General features: G+C 66.0%; 15 protein-coding genes. 4 read left to right on the forward strand and 11 right to left on the reverse strand.

Going from position 1 to position 14,080, the window contains the following annotated elements:
• Positions 1-44: 44 nt before the first annotated feature.
• The gene (locus dqs_RS12705) at positions 45-482 is read right to left on the reverse strand and encodes a GlcG/HbpS family heme-binding protein (protein WP_011766166.1); all 438 of its coding nucleotides are present in this window, start codon (positions 480-482) and stop codon (positions 45-47) included.
• 157 nt (positions 483-639) lie between these two features.
• Between dqs_RS12705 and dqs_RS12710 the strand changes: the two genes are divergently transcribed.
• Entirely contained in the window at positions 640-1,359 is a 720-nt protein-coding gene (locus dqs_RS12710) for an FCD domain-containing protein (protein WP_011766167.1), read from the forward strand.
• A 355-nt stretch (positions 1,360-1,714) separates the two neighbouring features.
• Here the strand turns inward: dqs_RS12710 and dqs_RS12715 are convergent, their stop codons facing one another.
• The 8 genes from dqs_RS12715 to dqs_RS12750 all read right to left on the reverse strand — a co-directional run bounded on the left by dqs_RS12715 (position 1,715) and on the right by dqs_RS12750 (position 8,715).
• Positions 1,715-2,644, reverse strand: a complete 930-nt coding sequence (locus dqs_RS12715; protein WP_065340711.1) for a catechol 2,3-dioxygenase — start codon at positions 2,642-2,644, stop codon at positions 1,715-1,717.
• Positions 2,645-2,773: 129 nt separating this feature from the next.
• The gene (locus tag dqs_RS12720) at positions 2,774-3,829 is read right to left on the reverse strand and encodes an NADH:ubiquinone reductase (Na(+)-transporting) subunit F (protein ID WP_065340712.1); all 1,056 of its coding nucleotides are present in this window, start codon (positions 3,827-3,829) and stop codon (positions 2,774-2,776) included.
• Positions 3,830-4,038: 209 nt separating this feature from the next.
• Complete coding sequence (locus dqs_RS12725; RefSeq protein WP_065340713.1) at positions 4,039-4,398, reverse strand: phenol hydroxylase subunit P4; 360 nt, start codon at positions 4,396-4,398, stop codon at positions 4,039-4,041.
• A gap of 502 nt (positions 4,399-4,900) precedes the next feature.
• The gene (locus dqs_RS12730) at positions 4,901-6,454 is read right to left on the reverse strand and encodes an aromatic/alkene/methane monooxygenase hydroxylase/oxygenase subunit alpha (protein ID WP_011766171.1); all 1,554 of its coding nucleotides are present in this window, start codon (positions 6,452-6,454) and stop codon (positions 4,901-4,903) included.
• Between the two features lie 28 nt (positions 6,455-6,482).
• Positions 6,483-6,752: an MmoB/DmpM family protein gene (locus dqs_RS12735; RefSeq protein WP_011766172.1), complete on the reverse strand. Its 270-nt coding sequence runs from the start codon at positions 6,750-6,752 to the stop codon at positions 6,483-6,485.
• A gap of 10 nt (positions 6,753-6,762) precedes the next feature.
• Positions 6,763-7,758 (reverse strand): aromatic/alkene monooxygenase hydroxylase subunit beta, encoded by a 996-nt coding sequence (locus dqs_RS12740; RefSeq protein WP_065340714.1) that lies wholly within the window; start codon positions 7,756-7,758, stop codon positions 6,763-6,765.
• A gap of 76 nt (positions 7,759-7,834) precedes the next feature.
• Entirely contained in the window at positions 7,835-8,098 is a 264-nt protein-coding gene (locus tag dqs_RS12745; protein WP_065340715.1) for a phenol hydroxylase subunit, read from the reverse strand.
• Positions 8,099-8,397: 299 nt separating this feature from the next.
• The gene (locus dqs_RS12750; protein ID WP_011766175.1) at positions 8,398-8,715 is read right to left on the reverse strand and encodes a 2Fe-2S iron-sulfur cluster binding domain-containing protein; all 318 of its coding nucleotides are present in this window, start codon (positions 8,713-8,715) and stop codon (positions 8,398-8,400) included.
• On the opposite strand from dqs_RS12750, the gene dqs_RS20940 reads away from it, so the two are divergent.
• Together dqs_RS20940 and dqs_RS12755 are read left to right on the forward strand one after the other, a co-directional pair.
• Entirely contained in the window at positions 8,708-8,929 is a 222-nt protein-coding gene (locus dqs_RS20940) for a hypothetical protein (RefSeq protein ID WP_169823516.1), read from the forward strand. The genes dqs_RS12750 and dqs_RS20940 overlap by 8 nt on opposite strands.
• An 86-nt stretch (positions 8,930-9,015) precedes the next feature.
• Positions 9,016-10,716 carry a sigma-54-dependent Fis family transcriptional regulator gene (locus dqs_RS12755; RefSeq protein ID WP_065340716.1) on the forward strand — a complete coding sequence of 567 codons (1,701 nt, stop codon included), beginning with the start codon at positions 9,016-9,018 and terminating at the stop codon, positions 10,714-10,716.
• Here dqs_RS12755 and dqs_RS12760 read toward each other — a convergent pair.
• Positions 10,713-11,591, reverse strand: coding sequence for a helix-turn-helix domain-containing protein (locus dqs_RS12760; RefSeq protein WP_065340717.1), 879 nt, complete (start codon positions 11,589-11,591; stop codon positions 10,713-10,715). The two genes, dqs_RS12755 and dqs_RS12760, sit on opposite strands and share 4 nt — an antisense overlap.
• A 166-nt stretch (positions 11,592-11,757) precedes the next feature.
• Here dqs_RS12760 and pobA point away from each other — a divergent pair, with 166 nt between their 5' ends.
• Positions 11,758-12,945, forward strand: a complete 1,188-nt coding sequence (gene pobA, locus dqs_RS12765) for a 4-hydroxybenzoate 3-monooxygenase (RefSeq protein WP_065340718.1) — start codon at positions 11,758-11,760, stop codon at positions 12,943-12,945.
• A gap of 72 nt (positions 12,946-13,017) precedes the next feature.
• Here pobA and dqs_RS12770 read toward each other — a convergent pair whose 3' ends face one another.
• The gene (locus tag dqs_RS12770; RefSeq protein ID WP_065340719.1) at positions 13,018-14,079 is read right to left on the reverse strand and encodes an HD-GYP domain-containing protein; all 1,062 of its coding nucleotides are present in this window, start codon (positions 14,077-14,079) and stop codon (positions 13,018-13,020) included.
• Position 14,080 lies beyond the last annotated feature (1 nt).

Below are 14,080 nucleotides of genomic sequence, written 5' to 3' on the forward strand. Positions count from 1 at the left end.
CGTGACCGGCCTCGGCGTTTTGCGTGGCCGGCGTCGTGGTTGTCTCAATCCTGGATGTCGTCGGCGCCGATGGCCTTCAGCCCGGCGCGCGCGCATTCCGCATCCTGTTCGGCGGAAGCGCCTGATACGCCGATGCCGCCGGCCAGCTGCCCTTCCACCCGTACCGGCAGACCGCCGCCGAACACGATCAGCCGCGGCTGCGCGGAAAAGCCGAGCTTCATGCCTTCGTCGTCGCCGAACACCGCCATCCACTTCGAGGTCGGAAAGCCGAAGCCGCCCGCGGTGTAGGCCTTGTCGATCGCGATCTGGATTGACTGCGGGAAAGCGCCGGGCATGCGCAGGAAAGCCATCAGGTTGCCGGCGGCGTCGGTGACGCCGACGTTGATCCGCACCCCGAGCGACTCCGCATGACGGACCGCCGCTTCCGCGGCGAGGTGGGCGGCTTCCCAGCTGAGGCTGGGCTGAGTAACGACGACTTTCACCTGGGTTTCTCCTCTTGCCGGCTGCGGCGCTCATCAGATGAGCGTCAAGATATGCCGCCTTATTCTCGACGTCAATATTAAATCTCGAGATTTTTACTCAACAGAAAAATTTCGTGTCCGTTAAAATTCTGTTGTCACCCACCGCCGCGTGCATCCCATGCTCAACGACGTCGCCCCAGCCGAACTTCCCACCGCGGAGCCCAAGACCCTGGTCGAGGCCGCCTACAACCAGCTGCGCCGCGACATCATCGAAGGCGTTCATCCGCCGGGCGAAAAACTGCGCGTCGAGCATCTAAAGGACCAGTACGAGGTCGGCGCCGGAACCCTGCGCGAGGCCTTGCTGCTGCTGGTCACCGATGCGCTGGTGGTGGCCCAGGGCCAGCGCGGCTTCCGCGTGGCCCCCATCTCCGTGGCCGACTTCGAGGACATCACCCGCACCCGCGTGCTGCTGGAAACCGAGGCACTGCGCCAGTCGATCGCGCTCGGCGACGACGCCTGGGAGGCCGATCTGGTCGCCGCCTTCCACCGTCTGTCGCGCGCCGAACAGAAGCTGGCTGACCACGACGCCAACACCACCGAGGAATGGGAGAAGCGCAACCGCGCCTTCCACGAGGCGCTGATCGCCGCCTGCCCCTCGCGCTGGATCCGCCACTTCCAGCACATCCTCTATCAGCAGTCCGAGCGCTACCGCCGCATCAGCCTGTTCCGCCAGCCGATCGCGCGCGACATCCACGCCGAACACCAGGCCATCTTCGACGCCACGCTCGCGCGCGACGCCACCCGCGCCACCTCCATCCTCACCGAGCACATCCTGCGCACGCTGGATGCGGTGAAGCGGATGCCGGAGGATTTCTTCAGCAAGCCTGGGCAGCGGTGAGGTGAGCCTTCGCGCCAGGGGCAGACGCGTATTGCCCCTCCCCCTTCAAGGGGGGCGGAGCAAGGATTTCGGCGAGCGCAGCTCGACGCCTGCCCAGCGGCGAGGCTGAGCCGAGACTCCTGGTGTTCGTGCTCCTCCCCCTTCAAGGGGGAGGTTGGGAGGGGGATGGGGTTTGATCGGCGCAGCACCGAACCCCATCCCCACCCCAACCCTCCCCTTGAAGGGGGGGGGCAAAACAGACCAGCCCGGGAGTCTTCGCTTCGCTCCGCCGCTTCGGCGGCGCAGAGCGAGGCTCTGCGAAACCCCGCCTACGCCCCCTTGAAGGGGAGGGAGCAAGACCGCGCCCAACCTACGCTCAGGACACCACCGACAGGAAGCGCTCGTTCAGCGCTCGGTCGTGATAGAAGATGCCCGCGCCGACCTCGTCCCAGGTCCACTTGATCGGCTGCCAGTCCGGGTAGCACTGGTAGCCGCCGCAGAAGGTCTCGAAGCGGTTGCCCGAGGGATCGAAGGCGTAGATGGTGGTGCCGCGGGTGATGCCGTGGCGGGTGGGGCCGATGTCGATCGACACCTTGTTCATCGACATCAGGTCGGCGGCGCGCAGCACCCTTTCCCAGCTGTCGAGCAGGAAAGAGACGTGGTGCAGCTTGCCCGGCTCCGGGTGGCGCACGAAGGCGATGTCGTGGGCCTTGATCGAGCACGACAGCCAGATGCCGAGGTCGGTCTTGCCGTCTTCCATCACCACGTGCTCCACCAGGTAGAAGCCGAGCACGTTCACGAAGATGTCCTGCACCTTCTCGATGTCCGGGCCGTAGAGCAGGCAGTGGTCCATGCGGATCGGGGCGATGCCGCGCTCTGCGTCCTTGGTCCAGGGGTCCGGATTCACATAGGCCATGCCGTTGCCGACGTCGGTCTTCTCGGCGTAGAGCTCGATGTAGTGGCCCGACGGGAGCAGGAAACGCACGCGCTCGCCGGTTTCCAGCATCTCGCCCGCGGGAATCCGTTCGGTGACGATGCCGTACTCCTTCAGGCGGCCGTCCAGCTTCTCAAGCGCGCCCTTGCTCGCCACCTTGAAACCGAAGAAATCGATGCCGGCACTGTCGGCCTCACGGATCACGACGCTGTTGTGGTCGCGCTCGTCCCAGGTCTTGAAATACACGCGGCCCTGGCTGTCGCGGCCGGTCTCGATCAGGCCGAGCACGTTCTTGTAGTGATTGACGCCCTCTTCCAGGTCGAGCACGCGCAGCGAAATGTGGCCGGGGCGCAGTACGTCGGTCATTGCCATGATGGTCTCCTCCAGTGGTCTTTTGTGCGGCCTTCAAGCGGCCGCTGTGGAAAGGCGAAACGGCCAGTAGCGGGATGATACTTTTATAAACCGATAAATCAATTAAATCTCGATATTTTTTGATTCAGGTCAGATTCGCTTGAACAAGGGGCTGCGCACCTGCTGCACGTCGGCGGCGGAGAAGAACTTCTCGGTGTAGATGTCGTTCTCGAACAGCCGGCCCTGCATCAGCGTGGTGATGCAGGCGTCGATCATCGGCGGCGGACCGCACAGGTAGGCCTTGTGGCCGCGGAAGTCGCCGTCGAAATGCGCCTTCGCCGCCTCATGGACGAAACCGCGGAACCCGCCCCAGCCGGATTCCGCCCCTTCGTCGGACAGCGCCGGCACGTAGCTGAAGTTGGCGTGGCGTTCGGCGAGCGCGAGGAATTCGTCGTGGTAGTACAGCTCGGGGCGGCTGCGCTGGCCGTACACCAGGGTGATCGGCCGGGTGTCGCCGGCGGCGAGCAGGTCGAGGATCATCGAGCGCGGGCTCGACAGTCCCGAGCCACCCGCCATGAAGATCAAGCCTTCCGGGGCTGACTTGCGCACGAAGAAGCGGCCATAGGGGCCGGCGAGCTTCACCCGGTCGCCGGCCTTGAGCTGCTGGTGCACCCAGGTGGTGCCCTGCCCGCCCGGCACGATGCGGATGTTGAGTTCCACTTCGCGTCCGGTCGCCGGCGCATTGGCGAGCGAGAACGCGCGGCTGCATTCGCCGCCGTTGATCTCGAAGTTGATGTACTGGCCGGCTTGGAAATGGATCGGCTCGTCGAGCGTGACGAACACGCCCTTGATCGTCGGCGTGAGGCTGTCGATGCGGGACACGGTGCCGTGGAAGTCGCGCACGGGGATGCTCTCGGCGTCCGGCTCTTCCTCGATCTCGGCCTCGATGACGACATCGCTCTGCAGCCGTGCACAGCAAGCGAGCGCCTTGCCCTCGTCACGCTCGAAGTCCATCAACGCAAAGCTGGAAGCCTCGCCGTGCTCGACCTCGCCCTCGACAACCTGGATCTTGCAGGTGGCGCACAGGCCGTGGCAGCAGGCATGTGGCAGCCAGACGCCGGCGCGCAGCGCCGCGTCGAGGATGGTCTGGTCTTCCTCGACTTCGATGGTCTGGCCGAGGGGTTCTATGGTGAGTTCGTAGGTCATGGTGTGTAGTCCGGTCAGGGGAGACGGTTTGCTCCCTCCCCTTCAAGGGGGTGAAGCGGGGGGTTCGGCAAACATCGTTTGCCGCCCGCTGAACGACGGAGCGCAGCGGAGGCTCCCGGACTGGGGTGGGGATGGGGTTATCGCAGCGCTGGACGGAACCCCATCCCCCTCCCAACCTCCCCCTTGAAGGGGGAGGAGCAAAAGCACTCTCAGCTGCACGACCCCGCAATCCCGGTCAGCCCCGGCGTGCGGAAGCGGATCACGTCCTTGTGCTTCAGCCCGTTGTCCGCCAGCGACTTGCTGAAGTCCGGTTGCCAGGGCTTGCCGGACTTGAACCACTCCGCCTTCGCCCAGTCGATGCGGGCGAAATCGGGGTGGTAGCCGAACGAGCCCGGCAGCACCTGCTCGACGATAGCGCCGAAGGGCATGGTCGGCGGGAAGGGAAAGGCGAACGGGGCGCAGAACAGCAGGTGGTCTTCCCAGCCGATGTAGAGCAGCTGGGCACCGTGGAACTTCTCGATCGCGTCGGCGGGCGCGAATTCGTATTTGCCGATGGCAGCGACGGCCATGTCGGGTCTCCTCGTTATTTGGGTGTTCAACAATTCAGTGATGCGGGCAGCGGGCGGCGGGCGGCGTTGGGCCCCTCCCCTTCAAGGGGGTGAGCGGGGGTTTCGGCAAACATCGTTTCCCGCGCTGAACGAAGGAGCGCAGCGGAGGCTCCCGGGCTTGCCTGACTTGCTCCCCTCCCCTCCCAGGGGGCGTAGGCGGGGTTTCGCAGAGCCTCGCTCTGCGCCGCCGAAGCGGCGGAGCGAAGCGAAGACTCCCGGGCTGGTCTGTTTTGCCCCCTCCCCTTCAAGGGGAGGGCTGGGGTGGGGATGGGGTTAGGCATGGCGCACCCTGAACCCCATCCCCCTCCCAACCTCCCCCTTGAAGGGGGAGGAGACAGCAGGCCCAAACCAGTCTCGGCTCCGCCTCGCCGCTGCGCAGGCGTCGAGCTACGCTCGCCGAAACCCCTGCTCCGCCCCCTTGAAGGGCGAGGAGACAGCATCCCCTGCCCCGCCCAGCCCCGCCTCAAACGTTCTTCGTCGCCTGCCCCCGCCACGCATCGAAGTTCTTCTGGTCCTCCGAGCCCTCGAAATCCAGGTTGTCGCGGCCGAATTCCAGGTGGTAGTACTGCAGCACCGCAGCCAGCGGGTCGAAGCCTTCGGCGGTGGGATCGGTGCCTTCGGGGAAGCAGTTGCCCTGGTAGATCTGGTGCACCGGCAGCCAGGACTGCACGTATTTCTCCGGCTCGTGCTCGAAGATCTCTTTGCAGTGGTCGGAGCAGAAGTGGTACTTGGTGCCCTGGTAATCGACCTCGCGGTAGCAGATCTTGGTGGGGTCGCCGGGCTCGGTGAACAGCATCGGGATCTGGCAGGTCTGGCACAGCATGGGCAGCGTCTTGTTGTAGAAGCGGTTGCCCTTGGCCGCCTGCTCGCGCCAGAACTCCAGGCGCGGCCGGTAGTACTTGTCGAAGCTCTCGGGGTACTTGGCCGAGAGCCAGTCCATCTCTTCCTTTTCCGGCACCCAGGTGTGGAAGGCGGCCGCGGCGCCGTAGTTGTAGAAGGTGCCCCAGGCCTGGTGCGAGAGGTGATCCTTCTCCAGCGCGATGGTCTCGGCGCACTTGGGCATCTTGATGCCGTAGCGGGCCAGATCCTTGAACAGCGCGCCGCCGTTCTCCTCGAAATACACCTCCCAGGCTTCCTTCCAGCTCATCGTCCGCTTGGGCAGCATGTAGTCCATCATCATCGCCACCAGCGTCAGCACGCGGTAGCCGCGCCAGGTCCATTTGTCGATCCAGCGCTGCACGATGGGCAGGTTGTCCGGGTCCTGTTCGAGGATGAACTTGATCACCTCGAGGCCCAGCGTCATGTGGCGCGCCTCGTCCGACTGCGCGGAGAAGCCGAAGGTCATCGTGCCCATGTCGCCGTTGTAGGCGGCGCCGGAGACGAAGGGCACGAACAGCAGGTTGGTCAGCACGTACTCGAACGAGAAGCCGATCGACACCAGGAATTCGAAAGGGCCGGCGGTGACCGCGTCGTCGAAGAAGCTCTTCGGCACGGAGAGGTACCACACCCGGTCGTGCATGTGACGAAAGTCGTGCAGGCCGTTGTAGTGCTTGTTGTAGTTGGAGAGCGCGTGGATCTGGGTCTGGGCGTGGCGGATCTCGTCCAGCGACTGCATCAAGCACGCCACCCGCGGGCCGGCGCCGGGGAAGGCGCGGCCGGCGTGGGCGAAGCCGCGGTGGGCCATGTATTCCAGCGGGCTGACGCCGGTGAGGAAGAGCTTCACCGTGTTGATGTAGCGCGCATCGGTGACGCCGAGGTGGCCGTTGTTCTGGGCGTAGGCGTCGATGATGGCGTAGAGCTTGCGCTCCTTTTCCGCCTGGTACTTCCAGTAGGCGTCCATGGTCAGGCGGAACGGGTCTTCCCACTTGTCCCAGTCGTGGATCTTGATGCCTTCGTAGCTGGCGTAGGGGTAGATGTCCTCCTTCTTCTGGTAGGACGGCTCCCAGTCCAGGCCGCGGGTCATGACCTGGTACTTCTCCTTCAGGCCGAGCTTCTTCTTGGCGACTTGCATGTCCATGTGGTGTCTCCTTTCTCGTGCGCCGCGCTCAGGCGTGCCAGCTCAGCGTCAGTTCGTCGTCGGTCTCGTCGATGTTTCCGGAGAGCGAGATCAGGTTGATGTGCAGCTCCTGCAGGTCGAAGTCGCGGCCGATGCGTTCCTCGATGCTGGCGCGGCGCACGGTGAGCCGGCCTTCGGCGTCGATCTTCACCATCGCCGGCGCTTCGTTGATGCGTGCCTGCGGGTTGTCGGCGGTGATCGCCTCGACGATCGGGCGGGTGTCTTCGTTGGCTTGCAGGGCAATGAAAACCGTGGACATCGCGCGCTCCTCAGAGGGCCACGCCGGCCTTGGCCAGCCGGGTGTTGAACTGCTGGACGACGTCTTCGAGCGCTGCGTCGGCACCGCCGGCAAGCGCGATGCGGGCCACCGGCAGCAGCGCGACTGCCGCGCGGTCGCGCCAGTGGGCGATCCACTTTTCCAGTTGCGCCTTGTTGGCGGCGGATTCGGCCGCGGCGGTCTTCACCGTGGCATCCACCCACTTCTTCGTTTCGCCGTACCAGTCGGTCATGAACTGGGTGAGCATCGCCACCGCGGTACCACCCTTGGCGGCGAGCACGTCATCGACGATGGCTTCGAACACCAGCGGGTACAGCAGGCCGTCGAGCGCGACGTTCTGCGCCACGTAGAGTTCGAACGGGTCCTTCACGACGAAGCTGTCCTCGACGTAGCGGCGCAGGCCCTGCCAGGCGTCGTCGCTCATCCACGCCGCCTTGGCGTCGTCGAGCACCTCGACATCGCCCAGCAGCAGGCCGACGCGGGTGAGGTACTGGGCGATGCCGAGCTGATCCATCGATTGATAGATGCAGGGCTGGGTAAAGGCGGTGCCGTAACCGTAGGCGCAGATCGCGGCGTTGTTCATGTTGGCGCCCCAGGCCACGTGGCGCAGCGGCACCAGCAGCTTCAACACGGTGTCGCGCAGTTCCACCGGCAGATCGGCAGCGAGGCCGCGGCTTTCGACGAAGTCGAAGTTGGACTCGGCAGTGTCCTGCTGTTTGGCGCGGGCCAGGGTGTAGGCGCCGTAGTAGAACTGGCGCGGGTCCTTGAAGGCGTACCAGTCGGCCATGCGGATGGCGCTGCGGCTGGCGTCGAAGATGTCGTGCTGCGGGTCCCAGGTCGGCCGGTAGTGGAAGTTGTCGGTCGCCTGCAGGTCGAAGGTGCCTTCCTGATAGCGCGAGGCCGGCTTGTCGCCGCCGATGCGGCGGGCAACGTGGTCGAAGGTGTGGCGCAGTGGCTTGATGCTCACGGTGCGCAAGTCGATATGCATCTGGGTCTCCTCCTGGTGATGAGCGTGTCGTCAGCCGCTGGACGCGGCCTTGTGGAATGTCCGGGTGGCCGGATCGTCAGCGAAAGCGCTGCTGGGTGGCGTGGCGCAGCGTCCAGCCCCAGTCGTCCGCGTTGTCGTCCTGCGCGGTTCCGTGGGGCGGCAGGCGGACCACGGCGTTGCGTTCGCAGAAGGCCTCGAAGGCGGCGACGGGCAGCAGCATCTCCGCGCACAGTTCGGGTTCCCCGATCGCGAACTCGAACTCGACGAGACCGTCGGCGCGCTGTTCAATCAGGCGGACGAACTTGCGGCTGATGTCGATTGCGGGCTGCGTTGCGGGCATGAGGCACTCCTGCGGTTTTGGTCGATCCGGCGGGGTCGCCGTGCCCTTCTCAGTCAAGCCGCGTGCCAGTTGGAGCAAGCCCCTGTTAGTTCAGCGATTTTTGTTTTTCTCGATATTTTTTCGAAAAGCCGAACAAGAAAATCGATGAATCATTTGATCAATCCGACTTATCAGTTGATCAAATGATCAACTCGGCTTTGCGCGTCGCAGCACGGACGCACGGCGCGGAGTGCGCCAAAAGCACGACGGCCGCCCCCTTGCGGGAGGCGGCCGTCGGCAGTCCGGAAGGACAGCGGTGCTCAGCGGCGGGGCGCGCACATCGCCTTGTTCAGCTTGCCCACCACCTGCAGCGCGAGATCGCTGGCGGGAAAGACGCGGCACGCGAGCACCACGCCCGCGCGCTCCTCGTCCTCGCTGATGCAGGCGCGGCTCATCTTGCGGGTTTCGAAGTCACCCGCGGTGACGCGCACCTTGCACACGCCGCAGCCGCCGCCCCGGCAACCCACCGGAATGCCGCGCCGCCCCAGCGCCTCCATGGCGCGCAGCAGGTTGTCGCGGCCGTCGCAGGCGAAGGTTTCGCCGTTGTCCTGGATGAGGACGGAATAGCGCTTGTCCATCGTGTCGTCTCCTCCCGCCGATGCGTGCCGGCGTGATGTGGTTGGAATGATGATCCGGTCGAACGCGGCGCCGGATTGCAGCCGTTCATCCAAGAATCGTGCCGGCCAAAGCAATAATCTCGAGATTATCATTTCGTGTCAAAATCCCGCCGATCAATCCGATCAGCCGCCGGACCGTAGCGCGGCCGGAAAGCTGGGGTATCGTTACGGCTGACCACAAGACGGACGGGCCCCGATGCCCGACGCCACGCCCGCAGAGGCGAAGCCGGACCGCGTGCGGCACCGGCGCAAGGAGGAGACGTGAAGGGAATCCGCTACCCGGAGAACGCCGACCTGCGGCAGTTGCTCCGCTTTTCCGACAAGGACGGGCTGATCTGGCTGGGCGAGCACCGCATGGTGCTGCTGCACAGCGCCGCGCTGTCCGAACTGCGCAAGGAGCTGATCGACTCGGTCGGCGCCGAGCAGGCGCGCCGCATCCTCACCCGCATGGGTTTCGCCTCCGGCCTGCGCGATGCGGAACTCGCGCGCAAGATCCGCGGCGCCGGCTCGCTGGTCGACGCCTTCGTGGTCGGCCCCCAGCTGCACATGCTGGAAGGCTGCGTGGAGGTCGAGCCGGTGAAGCTGGACATCGACGGCGACGCCGGCAAGTTCTACGGCGAATTCATCTGGCGCCAGTCGTGGGAGGCCGAGGTCCACGTCCAGCAGTTCGGCGAGGTCGACCACCCGGTGTGCTGGATGATGATCGGCTACGCCTCGGGCTATACCTCCGCCTTCATGGGCCGCTTCATCCTGTTCCGCGAGGTGGAATGCGCGGCGATGGGCAGCGGCCACTGCCGCATCGTCGGCAAGCCCGCCGAAGAGTGGCCGGACGCGCATGAACTCACGCCCTACTTCGAGGCCGACTCCATCGTCGGCCGCCTGCTGGAACTGCGCGAGGAAGTCGAAGCGATGCGGCAGAGCATCGCCTGCCCGCGCCGCATCCCCAACCTCATCGGCGCCTCCGGCGGCTTTCGCAGCGCCTACGAGCTGGTCACCAAGGCGGCGGCCACCAACGTCAGCGTGCTGCTGCTGGGAGAAACCGGGGTCGGCAAGGAACGCTTCGCACGCGCGCTGCACGAGTTGAGCCCGCGCAAAGACGCGCCCTTCATCGCGGTGAACTGCGCCGCACTGCCCGACGAGCTGATCGAATCCGAACTCTTCGGCGTCGAACGCGGCGCCTTCACCGGCGCCCACGCCTCGCGCGCCGGCAAGTTCGAGCGCGCCGACGGCGGCACGCTGTTTCTCGACGAGGTCGGCGAACTGCCGCTGCCCGCGCAGGCCAAGCTGCTGCGCGTGCTGCAGGAAGGCGAGATCGAGCGCCTCGGCGACGAGCGCATCCGCAAGATCAATGTGCGCCTGGTCGCCGCCACCAACGTGGATCTGCAGGACGCGGTGGCCGCCGGCCGCTTCCGCCGCGATCTCTATTACCGGCTCAACGTCTATCCGGTGACGATTCCGCCGCTGCGCGAGCGCGCCTCCGACATCCCGCCGCTGGTCGAGGCAATGACCGCGCGCTTCTGTTCGCTGCACGCCAAGCGCGTTGCCGGCATCACCGACAAGGCGATGCTGGCGCTGAAGAGCCACCGCTGGCCAGGCAATGTGCGCGAGCTGGAAAACGTCATCGAGCGCGGCGTCATCCTCGCGCCGCAGAACGGCTGGGTGGAGGTCGAACACCTCTTCGTCGGCGCCATCCCCACGCCCGCCAGCCACGCCTGCATCGACAAGAGCGGCAAGCTGGGCGAGCAGGCAAGCGGCAGCGGTGGCCGCAACCTCACCGACGCGGTACTCGACGCCGGCATCTCGCTGGAGGCGCTGGAGCAGGACATCCTGCAGCGCGCAGTGCAGCGCGCCAACGGCAACCTTGCCGCCGCCGCGCGCATGCTCGGCATGACCCGGCCGCAGCTCAACTACCGGCTGAAGAAGCAGTCCGCGCAGAGCGGGGACTCGGCGGTCGTGGACTAACGCTGCCGGTTGGCGTCGCGGAATGCCGACGGCGACATGCCCTGCCGGCGCGCGAAGAAGCGCGAGAAATACGCGGGATCGCGGAAGCCGAGCGAATAGCTGATCGCGGTGACGTCGAGGTCGGAATACGCCAGCAGCCGGCGTGCCTCCAGCAGCAGGCGGTCGTGCAGCATCTGCTGCGCGCTGGCGCCGGTCTCGCTGCGGCAGTTGTTGTTGAGCTGGGCGGTCGATACCCCCAGCCGGCCGGCGTAGAAGGCGAGCGGCTGCCGCTCGCGGAAGTGGCGCTCGATCAGGTCGAGGAAGCGTTCGATGCGGTGGCGCACGCGGTCCTGCCTGCCGGCGCCGGTGGAGGCCCCGGCGGCGCGCGCGAGCCACACCACCACCAGCCCCAGGGTAGCCATCAGCACACTCAGGCGGCCGGGCTCGCCGCCGGCGTATTCGCGCGCGATGCGGCCGAAGCACATGCGCATCAGCGCCAGCGCCTCCTCGTCGTCCTCCAGCGGAATGTAGAGCGCGGTGTCGAGCTGGCCCTTCAGCTCCGGCGCCAGCGCCAGCAGTTCGCCGAGCAGGAAGTAGGGAATGGTGACGATGTGGCCGACCACGTCGCTGGAGAAGCGGAAGCCGTGGGCCTGGCGCGGCGGCATCATCACCACGCAGGGCGTGGCCAGCGGCGCGGCCTGCGTCTCCAGCGTCATGCCGGCGCCGCCCTCCTGCAGGAAGAGGATCTGCAGCAGGTTGTCGTGGCTATGCGGGGTGATTTCCCAATCGTACAGGGCGCTGCGGTCCGCGATCGTCTCGTAGTGGATCGGCTCGGGCGTCGGCCACAGCTGCTGTTCGCCGAACAGCTTGTAAGTAGGGATGCTTTTTTCTTCCACCGGCGGTCCTGCGGCTGCTTGAGTGATCTGGAACCGAGCCTAATCGAATTTGCGAAAAGTACAAGTGATGACCCCGGCGAGTTCAAGCGCCCGCCCTCCCCCGCTCCTATAGTGGGCCTGTCCGCGCACCGAATCGCGCGACGTGTTTCCACAACCGGAGAGAGACATGCAAACCCAAGTCGGCATCATCGGCGGCGGCCCCTCGGGCCTGTGTCTGGCCCGCCTGCTCAGCCAGGCCGGTATCAAGAGCATCATCCTCGAACGCCAGAACCGTGAATACGTCGAGGCCCGCATCCGCGCCGGCATCCTCGAGCAGGGCATGGCCGACCTGATGCGCAAGGCCGGCGTCGGCACCCGCATGGACAAGGAAGGCCTGCTGCACGACGGCATCGTGCTGACCTTCGACGGCCGCGAGGAACGCATCGACATGGCCTCCCTCACCGGCGGCAAGCAGGTGATGGTGTACGGCCAGACCGAACTCACCAAGGATCTCTACGACGCGGTGCTGAAGGACAACAACATCACCGTGATCTTCGAGGCGCGCGACGTCCATCCGGTCGGCTACATGGACGGCAAGCCCAAGCTGGAATTCCACAAGGACGGCAAGCAGACCATCATCGACTGCGACTACATCGCCGGCTGCGACGGCTACCACGGCGCCTCGCGCGCCTCGGTGCCGCGCGACAAGCTCAAGGAATACGAGCGCATCTACCCGTTCGGCTGGCTGGGCCTGCTGTCGGAAACCCCGCCGGTGCATGAAGAACTGATCTACGCCAACAGCAAGCGCGGCTTCGCGCTGTGCTCCATGCGTTCGCACACCCGCAGCCGCTACTACCTGCAGGTCGGCCTCGACGAGAAGGTGGAAGACTGGTCGGACGAGCGCTTCTGGGACGAAATCCGCCGCCGCCTGCCCGAGCACATCGCCGAAAAGATGGTCACCGGCCCGTCGATCGAGAAGAGCATCGCGCCGCTGCGCAGCTTCGTCACCGAGCCGATGCGCTTCGGCAACCTGTTCCTGGTCGGCGACGCCGCCCACATCGTGCCGCCCACCGGCGCCAAGGGCCTCAACCTCGCCGCGTCGGACATGTACTACCTGTCGACCGCGCTGATCGCCTACTACAAGGAAGGCCGCACCGACCTGCTCGACCGCTACTCCGAGACCGCGCTGCGCCGCGTGTGGGCCGCGGTGCGCTTCTCGTGGTGGTTCACCTCGATCATGCACAAGTTCAACGAGGACCCGATCGAGCACAAGATCCAGCTCGCCGAACTCGACTACCTGATGGGCTCGACCGCCGGCAAGACGACCATCGCCGAGAACTACGTCGGCCTGCCGTTCGACCCGACCTTCGAGTAATCGACGGCTGGCAGGGCAGCAACACGGGGCGCGGCTTCAGGGCTGCGCCCCTTCTCGTTTACCGGGCAGGCGCTAATCGGGATCGGGGCTGGCGCTGCGGATGGCGGCGACCTCGGGCAGCACCGCGAGGAAGTGCTCGACCACCGCGGGGTCGAAAGCGCTGTCGGCGCGCTCGCGGATGAAGTCCACCGCCGCCTCCGTGGTCCACGGTCCTTTGTACGGACGGCGCGAGGTCAGCGCATCGAACACGTCCGCCACCGCCACGATGCGGCCCGCGAGCGGTATCGCCTCGCCCGCGAGGCCGTGGGGATAGCCGCTGCCGTCCCATTTTTCATGGTGGGTCAGCGCAATCTCGCGCGCCATCCGGAACAGTTCGGAGTCATCGCCCGCGAGCAGTTCGGCGCCGATCATGGTGTGGCTCTTCATGATTTCCCACTCGTCCGGATCGAGCTGCCCCGGCTTGAGCAGGATGGCATCGGCGATGCCGATCTTGCCGATGTCGTGCATCGGGCTGGCGTGCAGGATCAGTTCGCAGGCGTCGGCGCTCCAGCCCAGGCGGGCGGCCAGCAGCGCGCAGCAGCGGCTCATGCGCACGATGTGCACGCCGGTTTCGTTGTCGCGGTATTCGGCCGCGCGGCCCAGCCGCCGCACCACGCTCAGGCGGGTTTCCTGCAGCTCGGCGGTACGCACCCGCACCATATCTTCCAGCACCGCCTGGCGGTCGTGCAGCAGGCGGGCGGCGAGCTGGGCTTCCAGCAGGTTGCGCACCCGCATCAGCAGCTCGACGCGGTCGAAAGGCTTGGCGACGAAGTCGCGCGCGCCGTGGTCGAGCGCCTTCAGCAGGAATTCGCGCCCCGCCTGCGCGGTGAGGATGACGATGGGCGGCAGCAGCGGATCCTGCAGCGCCTGCAACTGCGTCATCACCGCAAAGCCGTCCAGGTGCGGCATGTTGATGTCGAGCAGGATCAGGTCCGGCTTGACCTCCAGGTAGCGGGCCACCGCCTCGCGCGGGTCCTGCACCAGCGCGCAGGTGCCGTAGCCCTGGCTGCCGAGGATCTTCTCCAGCAGTTTGAGATTGGCCGGCTCGTCGTCGATCGCGAGGATGCGGGCAGTGGATGTCAGCGTTGCGGGCATG

The organism is Azoarcus olearius (assembly GCF_001682385.1).
Lineage (GTDB): Bacteria > Pseudomonadota > Gammaproteobacteria > Burkholderiales > Rhodocyclaceae > Azoarcus > Azoarcus olearius.